This window comes from Pseudomonas cuatrocienegasensis (genome assembly GCF_900110925.1).
In the GTDB taxonomy this organism is placed as follows: domain Bacteria; phylum Pseudomonadota; class Gammaproteobacteria; order Pseudomonadales; family Pseudomonadaceae; genus Aquipseudomonas; species Aquipseudomonas cuatrocienegasensis.
This window is the reverse complement of sequence record NZ_FOFP01000003.1, coordinates 340,978-356,203: the sequence shown is the minus strand read 5'-3', so window position 1 is coordinate 356,203 and position 15,226 is coordinate 340,978. Positions and strand designations below refer to the sequence as shown.

The window sequence follows — 15,226 nt, the reverse complement described above, 5'->3', positions numbered from 1 at the left end:
TTTTCTGCTCGCAACACGAGGTGGTTGATGGCCACGCAAAAAAATTGGGTGCAGCGCTGCCTGACCCCGAAAGTCGAATTGCCACGCAAGCTGGTGCTCAGCGCCGGCATGCTGTGCTGGCTGCTGGTGCTCGGCCTGTGGGCCGGATTTTCCTATGGCGGCGTGGTGCCGTCGATGTTTCTGCCGACGCCGGGCGATGTACTCGCTGCCGGCGTCCGCCTGACCCATGACGGCACCCTGGGCAAGCATGTGCTGGCCAGCCTGGAGGTGGTGCTGATCGGTTTCGTGGTTTCTTCCGTGGTTTCGGTGCCGCTGGGCCTGCTGATGGGCAGCTTCCGCATCGTCCAGGCGTTCCTCGAGCCGCTGGTGAACTTTATCCGCTACCTGCCGGTGACCTCGTTCGTGCCGCTGTTCATTCTGTGGATCGGCATTGGCCTGGAACAGCGCGTGGCGGTGATCATCTTCGGCGTGTTCTTCCAGCAACTGGTGATGATCGCCGACGTTTCCAAAGGCGTGCAAAAGGACCTGATCAACGCCAGCTACACCCTCGGTGCCAGCCGCCGCGACGTGGTGATGCACGTCCTCGGGCCAGCCTCGCTGCCGGGCATTCTCGACACCCTGCGGGTAACCATGGGCTGGGCCTGGACCTATCTCGTGGTGGCCGAGCTGGTCGCCGCCAGCAGTGGTCTGGGCTACATCAGCCTCAAGGCCATGCGCGGCTTTCAGGTCGACGTGATCTTCCTCGCCATCGCCATCATCGGCCTGCTCGGGCTGATTACCGACCAACTGTTCCGTCTGCTCCGACTGAGGATTGCCGCATGGGCGCAGTAGCCAAGAAGCCGTACATCATGCCGCCGCTCAGCGCCTACGCCGAGGTCGCCGCGCGGCTCAAGGTGGACAACGTCAGCCTGCGCTACCAGTCGCCCAAGGGCGAGACCTTTACCGCGCTGGATCGGGTCTCGTTCGAGGTGCCGGATCAGCAGTTCGCGGTGATCGTTGGCCCCTCCGGCTGTGGCAAGTCGAGCCTGCTCTACCTCACCGCCGGCCTGGCCGAGCCCAGTGATGGCGATATCTACGTCGGTGGACAGAAGGTCAACGGCCCCGGCGCCGACCGCGGCATGGTGTTCCAGGGCTACACCCTGTTCCCCTGGCTGACGGTGCGCCAGAACATCGAGTTCGGCCTCAAGCGGCGCAAGCTGCCATCGAACGAGATTCGCACCATCGTCGAGTTCTACCTCAATGAGGTGGGCCTGGCGAAGTTCGCCGAGCATTACCCCAAGCAGCTTTCCGGCGGCATGATGCAGCGCGTGGCCATCGCCCGCGCCCTGGCCAACGACCCGCAGATCCTGCTGATGGACGAGCCCTTCGGCGCCCTCGACAGCCAGACCCGTCTGCAGATGCAGCAACTGCTGTTGCAGGTGTGGGGCAACAGCAAGAAGACCGTGGTGTTCGTCACCCATGACATCGACGAGGCGATCCTGCTCGCCGACCGCATCTACGTGATGGGCGCCCGGCCTGGGCATATCAAGGAAATCCTCGACGTGCCCATCGAGCGCCCGCGCAACCTGGATGTGGTGATGGAGCCGGAGTTCATCCGCATGAAGCGGCATATTCTCGGCCTGCTGCACGACGACCTGGCCGAGGTGCACTGAGATGGGCGAATCCTTCGATTACCTGATCGTCGGTGCGGGCTCGGCCGGTTGCGTGCTGGCCAACCGCCTGAGCGCCGACCCGACGGTGCGCGTGTGCCTGATCGAGGCCGGTGGCAGCGACGCCAGCCCGCGGGTGCAGATCCCGGCCGGCACCATCACCCTGTACAAGAGCCGGGTGTTCAGCTGGAACTACTTCAGCGCGCCACAACCGCACCTCGCCGGGCGTAGCCTGCACACCCCGCGCGGCAAGGCCCTTGGCGGCTCCAGCGCGATGAACAGCATGATCTACATCCGCGGCGATGCCAGCGACTACGACCGCTGGGCCGCTGCCGGCTGCCCCGGCTGGGGCTGGCAGGACGTGCTGGCGTATTTCAAGCGGTCCGAAGGCAACCGCCTCGGCCAGTCGTTGCTCTACCACGGCACCCAGGGCGAACTGCTGGTGGATAAACCGCGCGACCCCAATCCGTTGTCGAACCTCTACATTCGCGCGGCCGAACACCTCGGCCTGAAGCGCAACGACGATTTCAACGGCGGCACCTTGGAAGGTGTCGGCCTGTATAACCTCACTCAGAAGAACGGAAAGCGCCTGTCCAGTTACCGCGCCTTCGTTCACCCGCTGCGCCGCGACAACCTGAGCGTGCTCAGCGGTTGCGAGGTGGAGCGGTTGCTGCTCGATGGCGAGCGGGTGAGCGGCGTGGAACTGCGCCAGAACGGCCAGTGGCGCACCCTGCAGTGCAGTCGCGAGACCATTCTCTGCGCCGGCGCCCTCGGCTCGCCGCATATCTTGCTCAAGTCCGGCATTGGCCCCAGGGCCGAGCTGGAAGCCGCTGGCGTCGCCTGCAAGGTCGATCTACCCGGCGTCGGCAAGAATCTGCAGGAGCATATCGACGGCCTGGTGACCGTGCGCTCGAAGAGCCCGCTGTCGCTGGGTTTCTCCCTCGGCGCGCTGCCGAAAATCCTCGCCTCGCCGTTGCAGTACCTGGCGCGCAAGACCGGCTGGCTGACCACCAATTACGTCGAGGCCGGCGGCTTTGCCCGCACGTCACTGGCCGAGGCGTTGCCGGATGTGCAGATGCACTTCGTACCCGGCTATCGCAGCCACCGCGGGCGTCTGTTCGAGTGGGGCCATGGCTACGCCATCCACACCTGCGTGCTGCGGCCGAAGAGCATCGGTGAAGTGCGTCTGGGGACAGGGCGCAGCCTGGAGATCGACTTCAATTTCTTCAGCGACGAAGCCGACGCGCGGGTGCTGGTGGAGGGCGTCAAGCTGGCGCGCAAGATCCTCGCGCAGCCGGAGTTCGACGCCATCCGCGGTGAGGAAATGTTGCCGGGGCCACAGGTGCAGAGCGACGAGCAACTGCTGGCGCATCTACGCGACTACGCCGCCACCGTGTTCCACCCGGTGGGCACCTGCAAGATGGGCACGGATGAGGCCGCCGTGGTCAGCCCGCAGCTGAAGGTGCGTGGCCTGGCCAACCTGCGCGTGGCCGATGCCTCGATCATGCCGACGCTGATCAGCGGCAATACCAACGCGCCGTGCATCATGATCGGCGAGAAAGCCGCCGACCTGATTCTGGCTCGTACGCGCCCGAGCTGACGCCGGGCGCGCGCGCTTTTTAGAAGGCCAGACCGACCTTCAGGCCGACTTGCTCTTGCTTGATCTTGGTGCGCTCGACCAGGTCGCTGTTGCTGTCGACCTGGTAGCGGGTCTGGGTGTAGTAGAGGCTGGTGCTGATGGGCAGGTTGTTGATGCCCTTGTTCCATAGCACGGTCAGTTCGCCGTATGGGTTGACCTTGTCCTTGAGGTCGACGGTGTCGCTCTCGCCGCCGACATGCAGTTTGCTCTCGCCCTCGATGGAGTAGCGCGCACCGACTTCCAGGCGCACGGTGTAGTCCGGCGTCAGGTAGTTGTAGCCCACGCCGGCTTTGGCGAATGGTGATTTGCTGGTCAGTTTGACGTCTTCCTCGAACAGGCCGAAGTCGACATTGTCCTGTTCCAGGCGGCCCCAGTCGTAGCCACCACCGATGCTCAGGTCGATGTAGTTGTTGGTGCTCAGCGCGGCGCGCAGGCCCAGGTCCAGCTCGGCCTTGGCCGATTTGAACTCGGTGTCATCCTTTTTGCCGTATTGGCCTTCGACACCGATCTGGTAGATCAGGCCTTCCTGGCCGGTCAGCTTGTTGCCGAAGGTGTAGAAGGCACCGCCCTGGTTGACGCGATCCTTGTCGCTGTCATCGTCGACCGAGAGTTTGTACTGGTTGTGCGAGCCGATCAGGCCGAAGGTGGAGATCGGGTCGGTGATGCTGTCGGCGTGGGCCGCAGTGGCACCGGCCAGGCTGAGACCGAGGAGGAGGCGTGAGGGCAGGTGAGTGCGCGACATGAGACGTCCTTATTGCAAAATTCAAAGGGGGTGACGCACCGCAATGGGGCAGTGCATCGGTGTGCCCTTGCATGGACTGGTGTGGCGCGTCGTTATTCGAGTCATCCGACGAACGGTAGGAGCCCTTTGGGGGCTATGTCCCTGGGCTGAATGGCGGCGTGGTTGCTTCTCGTAGGAGCCGCGCCTCGCGGCGAATAGTGGCCATACAGCGGCATAGCAGATGGTGCAAAAGCTTCGCGCCGGGGCGGCGCTCCTACGGAGTTGCGTATGGCCCCCATGCGGCTGCAACAGCCAAAGAGGGCGGTGCGCACTGAGGCCCTCGTTCAATCGAGCTTGAGCACCTTGGCCAGGATGATCTTCGGTCCCTTCATCTTTTTCACGATGATGCGCAGGCCGTCGACCTCCAGCACTTCCTCTTCGCTGGGCATGCGCTTGAGGGTGTCGTAGATCAGCCCGGCGAGGGTTTCCGCCTCGACATGGTCGAGGTCGACGCTGAGCAGGCGCTCGACCTTGGCCAGCGGCGTGTCGCCGCGCACCAGCAGTTTGCCCGGCTGGTAGGCGAGGATGCCGCGCTCGGCCTTGCGGTGCTCGTCCTGAATATCGCCGACCAGGGCCTCGAGCACGTCTTCCATGGTCAGGTAGCCGACCACTTTGTGATCGGCTTCTTCGACCAGGGCGAAGTGCGAGCCGCCCTGGCGGAACTGCTCCAGCAGGCTGGACAGCGGCATGTGCCGGCTGACCCGCTCGATGGGGTGCATCAGCTCGGCGAGTTTCAGCGCCGAGGGCAGCATCTCCAGCAGCGACAGGTGCAGCAGCAGGTCCTTGATGTGCAGTACACCGACGAACTCACCTGCGGTTTCGTCGAACACCGGGTAGCGGCTGTACTTGTGCCGGCGAAACACGCTGAAGACTTCATCGAGCTTGGCGTCCAGGGCCAGGTAGACCAGGTCCTCGCGCGAGTTGGCCCAGTCCACCACCTCCAGCTCGCCCAGCTCCACCGCCGAGGCCAGCACGCGCATGTCCTGGTCGCTCGGGTCGCTGGCGCGGCTGGAGTGGAGGATCAACTTGAGTTCGTCGCGGCTGTAGTGGTGGTCGTGGTGCGGCCCCGGCTCGCCCTGGCCGGCAATGCGCAGGATGGCGTTGGCGCTGGCGTTGAGCAGGAAGATCGCCGGGTACATGGCCCAGTAGAACAGGTACAGCGGCACAGCGGTCCACAGCGAGAGCAGCTCGGGTTTGCGGATGGCCCAGGACTTGGGCGCCAGCTCGCCGACCACGATATGCAGGTAGGAAATGATGAAGAACGCAGTGAAGAACGCCGCGCCATGCACCACGGCCGGCGACTGAATGCCGGCGGCGGCGAACAGCGGCTCGAGCAAATGGGCGAAGGCCGGCTCACCAACCCAACCCAGGCCCAGCGAAGCCAGGGTGATACCCAGCTGGCAGGCCGACAGGTAAGCGTCGAGCTGATTGTGCACAGTGCGCAGGATGTGCCCGCGCCAGCCATGTTGCTCGGCCAGGGCCTCGACCTTGGTGGCGCGCAGCTTGACCATGGCGAACTCGGCGGCCACGAAGAAACCGTTGAGCAGCACCAGGACAAAGGCGAATAGGATCAGGCCAAAGTCGGCAAAGTAAGTCGCAGCGGTGTAACCGGGGGAAGGGTCCATAGGGGTGTCGAGTAACCGAAGGTGGCTAAAGGGTGGGGGCAAGGCGACTACTTTGCAAGTTCCCTGCCGGCGCTAGGTGTGTGGGCTGCGTGATGCAGGGTGCGCCGCGCGCACCCCATAGGCGGCAACATGGCGTCCGGACATATCCTCGTCCCGTGAGCAAAACGCGATCAACCCCTAAGCGCGCCGAGCGATCTGCGCCGGGGCGAAGTGGCAGATAAAGGTGCTGCCATGGCCGGGCCGACTTTGCACCTGCAAGTGGCCGCGGTGGCGCATCAGCACGTGTTTGGCGATGGCCAGGCCCAGGCCGGTACCACCGGTGTGGCTGGCGCGGCTGGAGTCGACGCGGTAGAAGCGCTCGGTCAGGCGCGGCAGATGGCGGGCCTCGATGCCAGGGCCATTGTCGCGCACGCTGACATGCACGCCTTCGCCATCGCTCCAGCAACGGATATGGATGTCGCCGTCGTCCGGGGTGTACTTCACCGCGTTGAACACCAGGTTGGAGAGGGCGCTGCGCAGCTCGCTTTCGCTGCCCTTGATGCGCAGGCCAGGCTCGGCCTCCAGGCTCAGGTTGTGGGCATGGCTGCCTGATAGCACCTGAGCGTCGGCGACGATCGCCTGCAGCAGCGGTTCCAGTGCCACGGGCTGATTATCCGAGGGGTAGTCGGTGGCTTCCAGCTTGGCCAGCAGCAGCAGGTCGTTGAGCAGGCTTTGCATGCGCCCGCCCTGCTGCTGCATCTGTTGCAGTGGGCGCAGCCAGCGTGGGTTCACTGATTCGACGTTGTCGAGCAGGGTTTCCAGGTAGCCGGTAATCACCGTCAGCGGCGTGCGCAGCTCGTGGGAGACGTTGGCGACGAAGTCCTTGCGCATCTGCTCCAACTGGTGGAGGCGGGTGATGTCGCGCACCAGCATCAGATGCTCGCTGTTACCGTACTGGGTGATGTTGAACTGCAGTCGGCGGTTGCCGCCCATTGGCGAGGGCAGTTCAAGAGGCTCCTGATACTGGCTGCGCTCGAAATACTCGACGAAGCGCGGGTCGCGCACCAGGTTGGTGATGGCCTGGCCGCTGTCCTGCGGTGTCTTCAAGCCGAGCAGGGTTTCTGCAGCCTGGTTCCACCACTCCAGGTTGCCCTGGCTATCGAGCATGATCACCGCGTCGCGCAGCGCGGCGGTGGACTCCTGCACCCGGTCGATGACCGCTTGCAGGCGACCGCGCGCACGCTCGTTGCGCCGTTGCAGGTGGTAGATGCTGTCGAACACTTCGCCCCACAGGCCGTAGGCGTCGGGCGGCGCTTCATCGGGTTGGTGGTCCTGCAGCCAGCGGTGCAGGCGCAAGGACTGGCGCAGGGTCCAGCCAAGGTGTACGGCCAGGCCGATGACCAGGGCCCAGGCATATTCGCCGGTGATCAGGCCGAGCAGCAGACAGCCCGACACCAACAGCAGGAGGCGCCGTACGACGGCGCTGCGCGAATTACGGTTCACTCGAAGCTCATCCGCCAGTCATTCCTTGTGCGTTTGTGACGGCCCGCATCCTACCTGCAAGAGCGGGCGCAGTCGCTTAGCTCTTGGTCGAGAAGCGGTAGCCGGTGCCACGCACGGTCTGCACCAGGTTCTCGTACGCCTCGCCGAGGGCCTTGCGCAGCCGGCGGATATGCACATCGACGGTGCGCTCTTCAACGTAGACATTGCCGCCCCAGACCTGGTCCAGCAACTGGCCGCGGGTATAGGCGCGCTCCTGGTGGGTCATGAAGAATTGCAGCAGGCGGTACTCGGTCGGGCCCATCTCGGCGGGCTTGCCGTCGATGGTCACGCGATGGCTGATGGGGTCGAGCAGCAGGCCGCCGACTTCGATCGGCCCTTCGCTGTCGGCTGGGCCGGCGCGGCGCAATACGGCCTTGAGGCGAGCAACCAGTTCGCGGGGGGAAAACGGCTTGGTGATGTAGTCATCGGCGCCGACTTCCAGACCCTGGATCTTGTTGTCCTCTTCGCCTTTGGCGGTGAGCATGATGATTGGAATATCGTTGGTCAGCTCGTCACGCTTGAGGCGACGGGCCAGCTCGATGCCGCTGGTGCCCGGGAGCATCCAGTCGAGCAGGATCAGGTCGGGTTTGCGGTCGACGATGATGGCGTGGGCCTGCTGGGTGTTCTCCGCTTCCAGGCATTCGTAGCCGGCCATTTCCAGGGCCACCGCGATCATTTCGCGGATTGGGGCTTCGTCGTCGACGATCAGGATGCTCTTGCCAACCATGGTGTCCTGCCTCGGTTCATTTCATCGGTCTGGGGCGCATTAGATAACGGAATTATTGCAGCGATATGACAGATAGAGTCAGCGGCAGGCTTTGTAGGAGCGAAGGGGGCGCCTAGCCTTTATTCACGATTGGCCTTAGAAAGCGCGGAAAGGGCCGCGGCTAAATCAGAGTGCCGCCCAACCCCACCCAAGCAGCATGCTCTTGAGTCGACATCTCATTGTCGACGCGACACTAACCGCGCAGCGCATAGTCCAGCACGATGCCGACAAAGATCGCCAAACCTGCCCAGTGGTTGTGCAAAAAGGCATTGAAGCAAGCCATGGGTTTGCGGTTACGGGTCATCCGCCATTGCCAGGCAAAGCAGCCGGCGGCGCCGAGCAGGCCGAGGTAAAACGCCGCACCCAGCTCGAAGCGACTGCCAGCCAGCAGCAGGCAGAGCAGGGCCAACCCTTGCAGGGTGGCGATGATCAGGCGGTCGGCCTCGCCGAACAGGATGGCGGTGGATTTGACCCCGATTTTCAGGTCGTCCTCGCGGTCGGTCATCGCGTAATAAGTGTCGTAGGCCACTGTCCACAGCAGGTTGGCGATATACAGCAGCCAGGCTTCTGGCGGCAGGTTGCCGGTCTCGGCGGTGAAGGCCATCGGCATGCCCCAGGAGAATGCCGCGCCCAATACCACCTGCGGGTAATAGGTGTAGCGCTTCATAAAGGGGTAGCAGGCCGCCAGGGCCAGGCCGCCGAACGACAGCCAGATAGTCGTGGCATTAGTGAACAGCACCAGCACGAAACTGGCCGCCACCAGCACGGCGAACAGCACCAGCGCCTCGCGCGGGCTGATCCGCCCACTGGCCAGGGGGCGGGCGCGGGTGCGGCTGACATGGCCGTCGACCTTGCGGTCGGCGTAGTCATTGATCACACAGCCAGCGGCGCGCATCAGGATCACCCCGAAGACGAAGATGAAGAGGTTCTTCGCGCTCGGCACGCCTTCGGCGGCGATCCACAGCGCCCACAGCGTCGGCCACAGCAGCAGGTAAATGCCGATGGGTTTATCCAGGCGCATCAACTGAATGAAATCCCAGGCGCGAGGATTAAAGCGATTCAGCGATTTCAACAGGCGGGTGTACATCGGGCGCGTCTCCGTGCGGGTTGCGCGGATTATACGGAGCTTGGCGGTGTAGGGTGGATCGCTGTTTTCCCGGGTTACGGCGCCTCAGGCTGGGTGGCTGAGCCTGGCGTCCACACAGGCGCCTAACCCAGGCTACGGCTCTGATGCCGCTACAGGTAGCCTGGGTTGAGCGCAGCGATACCCGGGTTGGATGGCCTCGGTCAGGCGTCGATCCCGGCCGCTTGCCAAAAGGTCGGCAGAAATACTTCGGCCACCACCACCCCGAGGGCGTCGCGGCTAAAGCACGAACGCCTTGCCCAGAGCTGTTCGCTGCGCACCGCGGCCGGTAGCCACGCGGCCGGGTAGCGGCAGGCCTGCAACTCGCCGCGGTCGAAGGCGCTGTCGCTGAACAGCAGCTCGCCGAGGGAGCGGCTGCCCAGTTCGCCCAGGTTCAGCCCAGCACCTTCCAGTGCGCTGCGCGTGGCCACGCTGCGGGCGAATACCCAGGGCTGGCCATGCCCGCGTAAATACACCTCGCGCACCCAGCCCTCACTGCCATCGGCCACGCCGAGCAGGGCACATTCGTCGTGGCGCAGCGGCTGCCAGCCTTCTTGCAGTGGGGTCACGCTAAAGCCGTTCTGGGACAATGCGGTCAGGCGACGGGTCAGGGAGTCCTGGTTAAACAGCCATGCCTGTATGGCCGCGGCGGGGAGCGGCTGCAACTGGCTGGCGCTGAGCCAGTGCGGTGATTGAGCGAGGGCAGTATCGGACACGGCGGGTATTCGGGTTGGTGGCGAGCGGCGCAGTCTAATCGAAAGGTGCTGCTGCATGCATTGCACGGGTCCGCGTGGCCGTAGGGTGCGCCGTGCGCACCAAGGCTCTACGACCAGCCTTCCAAGCGCATGGTCGCGCGCACCAGGCGCAACTCTTCCTGCTCGATGTCCTTGAGGTTGTCGCGGATGCTGTGGATATGTTCACGCGCGGCGCGTTGCGCCTGCTCGGGCAGTCGCTCGATCACCGCGTGGTAGAGCCGCGCGTGCTGGCGGTCGATCTGGCGCTTCTGCAGCGGCCGGTGATAGAGGTTGTTCACCGAGGCGAACACCGAGTTGAGCATCAGGTCGGTCAACGATTGCAGGGTGTGCAGCAACACCGGGTTGTGCGACGCCTCGCAGATGGCCAGGTGGAAGGCGTGGTCCAGGCGCGCGTGCTCACGCGGCTCGAAGCCTTGCGGCTGGGCGTGGGCGGCGAGCATTTCTTCATAGCGCCGGGTCAGCAGCACGAAGTCTGCCTCGGTGCCGCGCAGGGCGGCCAGACGGGCGGACTCGGCTTCGAGCAGGGCGCGAACTTCGAGCAAATCGAAGAGCGTGCGCGGCTGCGAGCTGAACAGGTGCATCAGCGGGCTGGCATCGCGCGGGCCGGTGAGGTTGGCCACCCGTGAGTCGCGCCCCTGGGCGGTTTCAATGATGCCGCGACCACGCAGCACCTTGAGCCCCTCGCGCAGCGCCGAGCGGGAAATCCCCAGTTTTTCGCACAGCCGGCGCTCCGAGGGCAGTGGTTGGCCGACCTTGAGCACGCCGTCGACGATCAAGCGTTCGATGCGTTCGGCGACCACATCGCTGACCTGGCGGCGGGGGACTGGCTGGGTTATCTCCATGCGCTTCTCCACTGGTAGTACCAGTTTAGGCTGGCGCCTCAGTATGCCAGCCTTATCGAGCTTAATCCCAGTATCTGCGCAGGGTATAGCCGTGATTTTATGAAAGGCTGACGAAAGAAACTGGTACTACCAGTGCGATTTAAGCTAGACGTCAGGCGGGCGCAGGGCTACACCTTGGCCCCATAAGCAGGCTGGCGAGCGTTGCCGGCCTGCACAACAACAATAACGCTGCCTGAAAAAGAGCCTGCCATGAGCATTCTTTACGATGAGCGCGTCGACGGCGTACTGCCTACGGTCGATAAAGCTGCGCTGCTGGATGAGCTGCGCACGCGCCTGCCAGACCTGGACGTGTTGCACACCCAGGAAGACCTGACCCCTTACGAATGCGACGGCCTCTCGGCGTACCGCACGGCGCCCATGCTGGTGGTGCTGCCCGAACGCATCGAACAGGTCGAAACCCTGCTGAAAATCTGTCACCAGCGCGGTGTGCCGGTGGTCGCCCGTGGCGCCGGTACCGGGTTGTCCGGCGGTGCGCTGCCGCTGGAAAAGGGCATCCTGCTGGTGATGGCGCGCTTCAACAAGATTCTCGAAATCGACCCCGCCGGGCGCTTTGCCCGGGTGCAGCCGGGCGTGCGCAACCTGGCAATTTCCCAGGCGGCGGCGCCCTTCGATCTGTATTACGCCCCGGACCCGTCCTCGCAAATCGCCTGCTCGATTGGCGGCAACGTCGCCGAGAACGCCGGCGGCGTGCACTGCCTGAAGTACGGCCTGACCGTACACAACCTGCTCAAGGTGGAGATTCTCACCGCCTGCGGCGAGCGCATGACCCTGGGCAGCGACGCCCTGGACTCGCCGGGCTTCGACCTGCTGGCGCTGTTCACCGGCTCCGAAGGCATGCTCGGCATCGTCACCGAGGTCACGGTCAAGCTGCTGCCCAAGCCCCAGGTGGCCAAGGTGCTGCTGGCCAGTTTCGACTCGGTGGAGAAGGCCGGGCGCGCCGTGGGCGACATCATCGCGGCCGGGATCATCCCCGGTGGTCTGGAGATGATGGACAACCTGGCGATTCGCGCCGCCGAGGACTTTATCCACGCCGGCTACCCGGTCGAGGCTGAAGCCATCCTGCTCTGTGAGCTGGACGGGGTGGAAGCTGACGTGGCCGATGACTGCGAGCGCGTGCGCGAGGTGCTGGCCAAGGCCGGCGCCACCGAGGTGCGCCTGGCGCGGGACGAAGCCGAGCGGGTGAAGTTCTGGGCCGGACGCAAGAACGCCTTCCCGGCGGTCGGGCGGATCTCGCCGGACTACTACTGCATGGACGGCACCATCCCACGGCGCGAGCTGCCGGGCGTGCTCAAGGGCATCGCCGCGTTGTCCGAAGAGTACGGTCTGCGCGTGGCCAACGTGTTCCATGCCGGCGACGGCAATATGCACCCGCTGATCCTCTTCGATGCCAACCAGCCCGGCGAGCTGGAAAGGGCCGAGGCGGTGGGCGGCAAGATCCTCGAACTCTGCGTCAAGGTCGGCGGCAGCATCACCGGCGAACACGGCGTGGGCCGCGAGAAGATCAACCAGATGTGCAGCCAGTTCAACAGCGACGAAATCACCCTGTTCCATGCGGTGAAGGCGGCGTTCGATCCCGCCGGCCTGCTCAACCCCGGCAAGAACATCCCGACCCTGCACCGCTGCGCCGAGTTCGGCGCCATGCACGTACACCACGGCCAGCTGCCGTTCCCTGATCTGGAGCGTTTCTGATGCTTTCGCGCCCCGACGTCGACGCCAGCGCCGCGCTGCTGGAACAGGTCAACCACGCCCTTAATAGCGGCACGCCGCTGCGTATTCAGGGTGGCAACAGCAAGGCGTTTCTCGGCCGCAAAGTGGCCGGTGAAGTGCTCGATACTCGCAGCCACCGTGGCATCGTCAGTTACGACCCAACCGAGCTGGTGATCACCGCCCGCGCTGGCACGCCGCTCAGCGAACTGCAGACGGCCCTGGCCGATGCCGGGCAGATGCTTACCTGCGAGCCGCCGCGGTTTGCCCGCGAGGGCAGCGACGGCGCCACCGTTGGTGGCATGCTCGCGGCCGGCCTGGCCGGCCCGCGTAGGCCTTGGGCCGGTGGCGTGCGCGACCTGGTGCTGGGTACGCGGCTGATCACCGGCACCGGCAAGCACCTGCGTTTCGGTGGCGAGGTGATGAAGAACGTCGCCGGCTACGACCTGTCGCGCCTGCTCGCCGGCAGCTTTGGCTGCCTGGGCGTGGTCACCGAGGTCTCGCTCAAGGTCCTGCCGGTGCCGCGCCAGCGCCTTAGCCTGCGCCTGGATATGGACCTTGCCACGGCGCTGCGCAAGCTCGCCGAGTGGGGCCAACAGCCCGTGCCGTTGAGCGCCGCCTGCCACGATGGCCAGGCTTTGCACCTGCGCCTCGAAGGCGGCGAAGGCTCGGTGGCCGCCGCCCAGGCGCGCTTGGGCGGTGAACCGCTCGCGGAGGATTACTGGGACGCTCTCAACGAGCAGCAGCTCGCGTTCTTTGCTGACCCGCGCCCGCTGTGGCGCCTGTCGCTGCCCAACAACACCGGCGTGCTCGACCTGCCGGGCGAGCAACTGGTGGATTGGGGCGGCGCCCAGCGCTGGCTCAAAAGCGACGCTGACGCCGCAACTATTCGTCAGGCCGTCACGGCAGTCGGGGGCCATGCCAGCTGCTTTACCGCAGGCGTCTGCGACAGCCCCTTCGCGCCCTTGGCTGAGCCGCTGTTGCGCTATCACCGCCAGCTCAAAGCCCAACTCGACCCGCAAGGGATCTTCAACCCCGGCCGCCTGTACGCAGAGATCTGAACCATGCAAACCAACCTGAGCGAACAGGCCAAGCAGTTGCCGCGCGGCGAAGAAGCCGAACGCATCCTGCGCTCGTGCGTGCACTGCGGCTTTTGCAACGCCACCTGCCCGACCTATCAACTGCTGGGCGATGAACTCGATGGCCCGCGTGGGCGCATCTACCTGATCAAGCAGGTGCTGGAGGGCAACGAGGTCACTGCCAAGACCCAGCTGCACCTGGACCGCTGCCTGACTTGCCGCAACTGCGAAACCACCTGTCCATCGGGCGTGCAGTACCACAACCTGCTGGATATCGGCCGCGCAGTGGTCGATGCCGCCGTGCCACGGCCATTGGAGCAGCGCATGCTGCGTGAAGGCCTGCGCGCCGTGGTGCCGCGTCCGGCGCTGTTCAAGGGGCTGACCCAGCTCGGCCAGGTGTTCCGCCCGCTGCTGCCGGCGTCGCTCAAGGCCAAGTTGCCGCGCACTGCGCAGCCAGCCAAGGCGCGCCCCGCCGTGCAGCACGCCCGCCGCGTGCTGATGCTCGAAGGCTGCGTGCAGCCGGGGCTGTCGCCCAATACCAATGCCGCCACCGCGCGGGTGCTCGACCGCCTGGGGATCAGCGTCACGCCGATCCGCGAGGCCGGTTGCTGCGGCGCCGTGGACTATCACCTGAATGCGCAGGAGCAGGGCCTGGAACGCGCGCGGCGCAACATCGATGCCTGGTGGCCGGCGCTCGAAGCCGGTGCCGAGGCCATCGTGCAGACCGCCAGTGGCTGCGGTGCCTTCGTCAAGGAATACGGTCACCTGCTTAAGGATGATCCGGCCTACGCGGCCAAGGCCGCCCAGGTCAGCGCCCGGGCCAAGGACCTGGTCGAAGTGCTGCGCGGCGAACCCCTGGAAGCCCTGGGCGTGGCCAGCGATCTGCGCCTGGCCTTCCATTGCCCCTGCACCCTGCAACACGCGCAGAAGCTCGGTGGCGCCGTCGAAGACGTGCTCACCCGCCTGGGCTTCAGCCTCACCGCCGTGCCCGACAGTCACCTGTGCTGTGGTTCGGCCGGTACCTATTCGCTGACCCAGCCGGTGCTGTCACGGCAGCTGCGTGACAACAAACTTACCGCGCTGGAGAGCGGCAAACCCCAGGTCATCGCCACCGCCAATATCGGCTGCCAGACCCACCTCGACGGCGCGGGGCGCACCCCGGTGCGCCACTGGATCGAGCTGGTCGAAGACGCGATGGCTTGAACCCCCTTACTTATCAGAGGACAGAACATGCTCAGCAAAGCCGTACTCAGCCAGACCGAAGTGACCCGCATCCTCGCCGCCGCGCGCGCCGAGGCCCAGGCCAACAACTGGGCCGTGAGCATCGCCGTGGTCGATGACGGTGGCCACCCGCTGGCCCTGGAGCGTCTCGACGGTTGCGCCCCCATTGGCGCCTACATCGCCACCGAAAAGGCGCGCACCTCGGCCCTCGGCCGCCGTGATAGCAAAGGTTACGAAGACATGGTCAACGGCGGGCGCAGTGCGTTTCTCTCCGCGCCGCTGGTGACCTCGTTGGAAGGCGGTGTGCCGGTGCTGGTCGATGGCCAGGTGGTCGGGGCGGTGGGCGTGTCGGGCGTGAAGGCCGACCAGGACGCCCAGGTGGCCAAGGCCGGCGCTGCGGCGCTTTAACCCTAGCGACGGTTACGCCCATGTGCGCTTTTGTAGGAGCGAAGGGGGCGCCT

General features: G+C 65.2%; 14 protein-coding genes. 7 read left to right on the top strand and 7 right to left on the bottom strand.

The window, feature by feature from the left end:
* Positions 1–27: 27 nt before the first annotated feature.
* The 3 genes from BMW49_RS06685 to BMW49_RS06675 are packed head-to-tail and all read left to right on the top strand — an operon-like array spanning position 28 to position 3,249.
* Entirely contained in the window at positions 28–831 is an 804-nt protein-coding gene (locus tag BMW49_RS06685; RefSeq protein WP_069516555.1) for an ABC transporter permease, read from the top strand.
* Positions 819–1,652, top strand: coding sequence for an ABC transporter ATP-binding protein (locus BMW49_RS06680; RefSeq protein WP_069516554.1), 834 nt, complete (start codon positions 819–821; stop codon positions 1,650–1,652). The genes BMW49_RS06685 and BMW49_RS06680 overlap by 13 nt, the downstream gene beginning before the upstream one ends.
* Position 1,653: 1 nt before the next feature.
* On the top strand, positions 1,654–3,249 hold the full coding sequence (locus tag BMW49_RS06675; protein WP_069516553.1) for a GMC family oxidoreductase: 1,596 nt from the start codon (positions 1,654–1,656) through the stop codon (positions 3,247–3,249).
* A gap of 19 nt (positions 3,250–3,268) precedes the next feature.
* Here BMW49_RS06675 and BMW49_RS06670 read toward each other — a convergent pair whose 3' ends face one another.
* The 7 genes from BMW49_RS06670 to glcC all read right to left on the bottom strand — a co-directional run bounded on the left by BMW49_RS06670 (position 3,269) and on the right by glcC (position 10,701).
* The gene (locus BMW49_RS06670; RefSeq protein ID WP_069516552.1) at positions 3,269–4,030 is read right to left on the bottom strand and encodes an outer membrane protein; all 762 of its coding nucleotides are present in this window, start codon (positions 4,028–4,030) and stop codon (positions 3,269–3,271) included.
* A gap of 323 nt (positions 4,031–4,353) precedes the next feature.
* Positions 4,354–5,694, bottom strand: coding sequence for a hemolysin family protein (locus BMW49_RS06665; RefSeq protein WP_069516551.1), 1,341 nt, complete (start codon positions 5,692–5,694; stop codon positions 4,354–4,356).
* Between the two features lie 177 nt (positions 5,695–5,871).
* Entirely contained in the window at positions 5,872–7,176 is a 1,305-nt protein-coding gene (gene phoR, locus BMW49_RS06660) for a phosphate regulon sensor histidine kinase PhoR (protein WP_069516550.1), read from the bottom strand.
* 76 nt (positions 7,177–7,252) lie between these two features.
* Entirely contained in the window at positions 7,253–7,942 is a 690-nt protein-coding gene (gene phoB / locus BMW49_RS06655; protein WP_069516549.1) for a phosphate regulon transcriptional regulator PhoB, read from the bottom strand.
* 232 nt (positions 7,943–8,174) lie between these two features.
* The gene (gene ubiA, locus BMW49_RS06650; protein ID WP_069516548.1) at positions 8,175–9,068 is read right to left on the bottom strand and encodes a 4-hydroxybenzoate octaprenyltransferase; all 894 of its coding nucleotides are present in this window, start codon (positions 9,066–9,068) and stop codon (positions 8,175–8,177) included.
* 200 nt (positions 9,069–9,268) lie between these two features.
* On the bottom strand, positions 9,269–9,820 hold the full coding sequence (locus BMW49_RS06645) for a chorismate--pyruvate lyase family protein (protein ID WP_069516547.1): 552 nt from the start codon (positions 9,818–9,820) through the stop codon (positions 9,269–9,271).
* Between the two features lie 107 nt (positions 9,821–9,927).
* Complete coding sequence (gene glcC / locus BMW49_RS06640; RefSeq protein ID WP_069516546.1) at positions 9,928–10,701, bottom strand: transcriptional regulator GlcC; 774 nt, start codon at positions 10,699–10,701, stop codon at positions 9,928–9,930.
* A 249-nt stretch (positions 10,702–10,950) separates the two neighbouring features.
* Between glcC and glcD the strand changes: the two genes are divergently transcribed.
* From glcD to BMW49_RS06620, 4 genes are read left to right on the top strand one after another with little or no spacing between them, the layout of a single operon-like run.
* Complete coding sequence (gene glcD, locus BMW49_RS06635; protein ID WP_069516545.1) at positions 10,951–12,450, top strand: glycolate oxidase subunit GlcD; 1,500 nt, start codon at positions 10,951–10,953, stop codon at positions 12,448–12,450.
* Complete coding sequence (glcE, locus tag BMW49_RS06630) at positions 12,450–13,526, top strand: glycolate oxidase subunit GlcE (RefSeq protein WP_069516544.1); 1,077 nt, start codon at positions 12,450–12,452, stop codon at positions 13,524–13,526. The genes glcD and glcE overlap by 1 nt, the downstream gene beginning before the upstream one ends.
* A 3-nt stretch (positions 13,527–13,529) precedes the next feature.
* Positions 13,530–14,747 carry a glycolate oxidase subunit GlcF gene (gene glcF / locus BMW49_RS06625; protein WP_069516543.1) on the top strand — a complete coding sequence of 406 codons (1,218 nt, stop codon included), beginning with the start codon at positions 13,530–13,532 and terminating at the stop codon, positions 14,745–14,747.
* Positions 14,748–14,774: 27 nt separating this feature from the next.
* Positions 14,775–15,173: a heme-binding protein gene (locus tag BMW49_RS06620; protein WP_069516542.1), complete on the top strand. Its 399-nt coding sequence runs from the start codon at positions 14,775–14,777 to the stop codon at positions 15,171–15,173.
* Positions 15,174–15,226 lie beyond the last annotated feature (53 nt).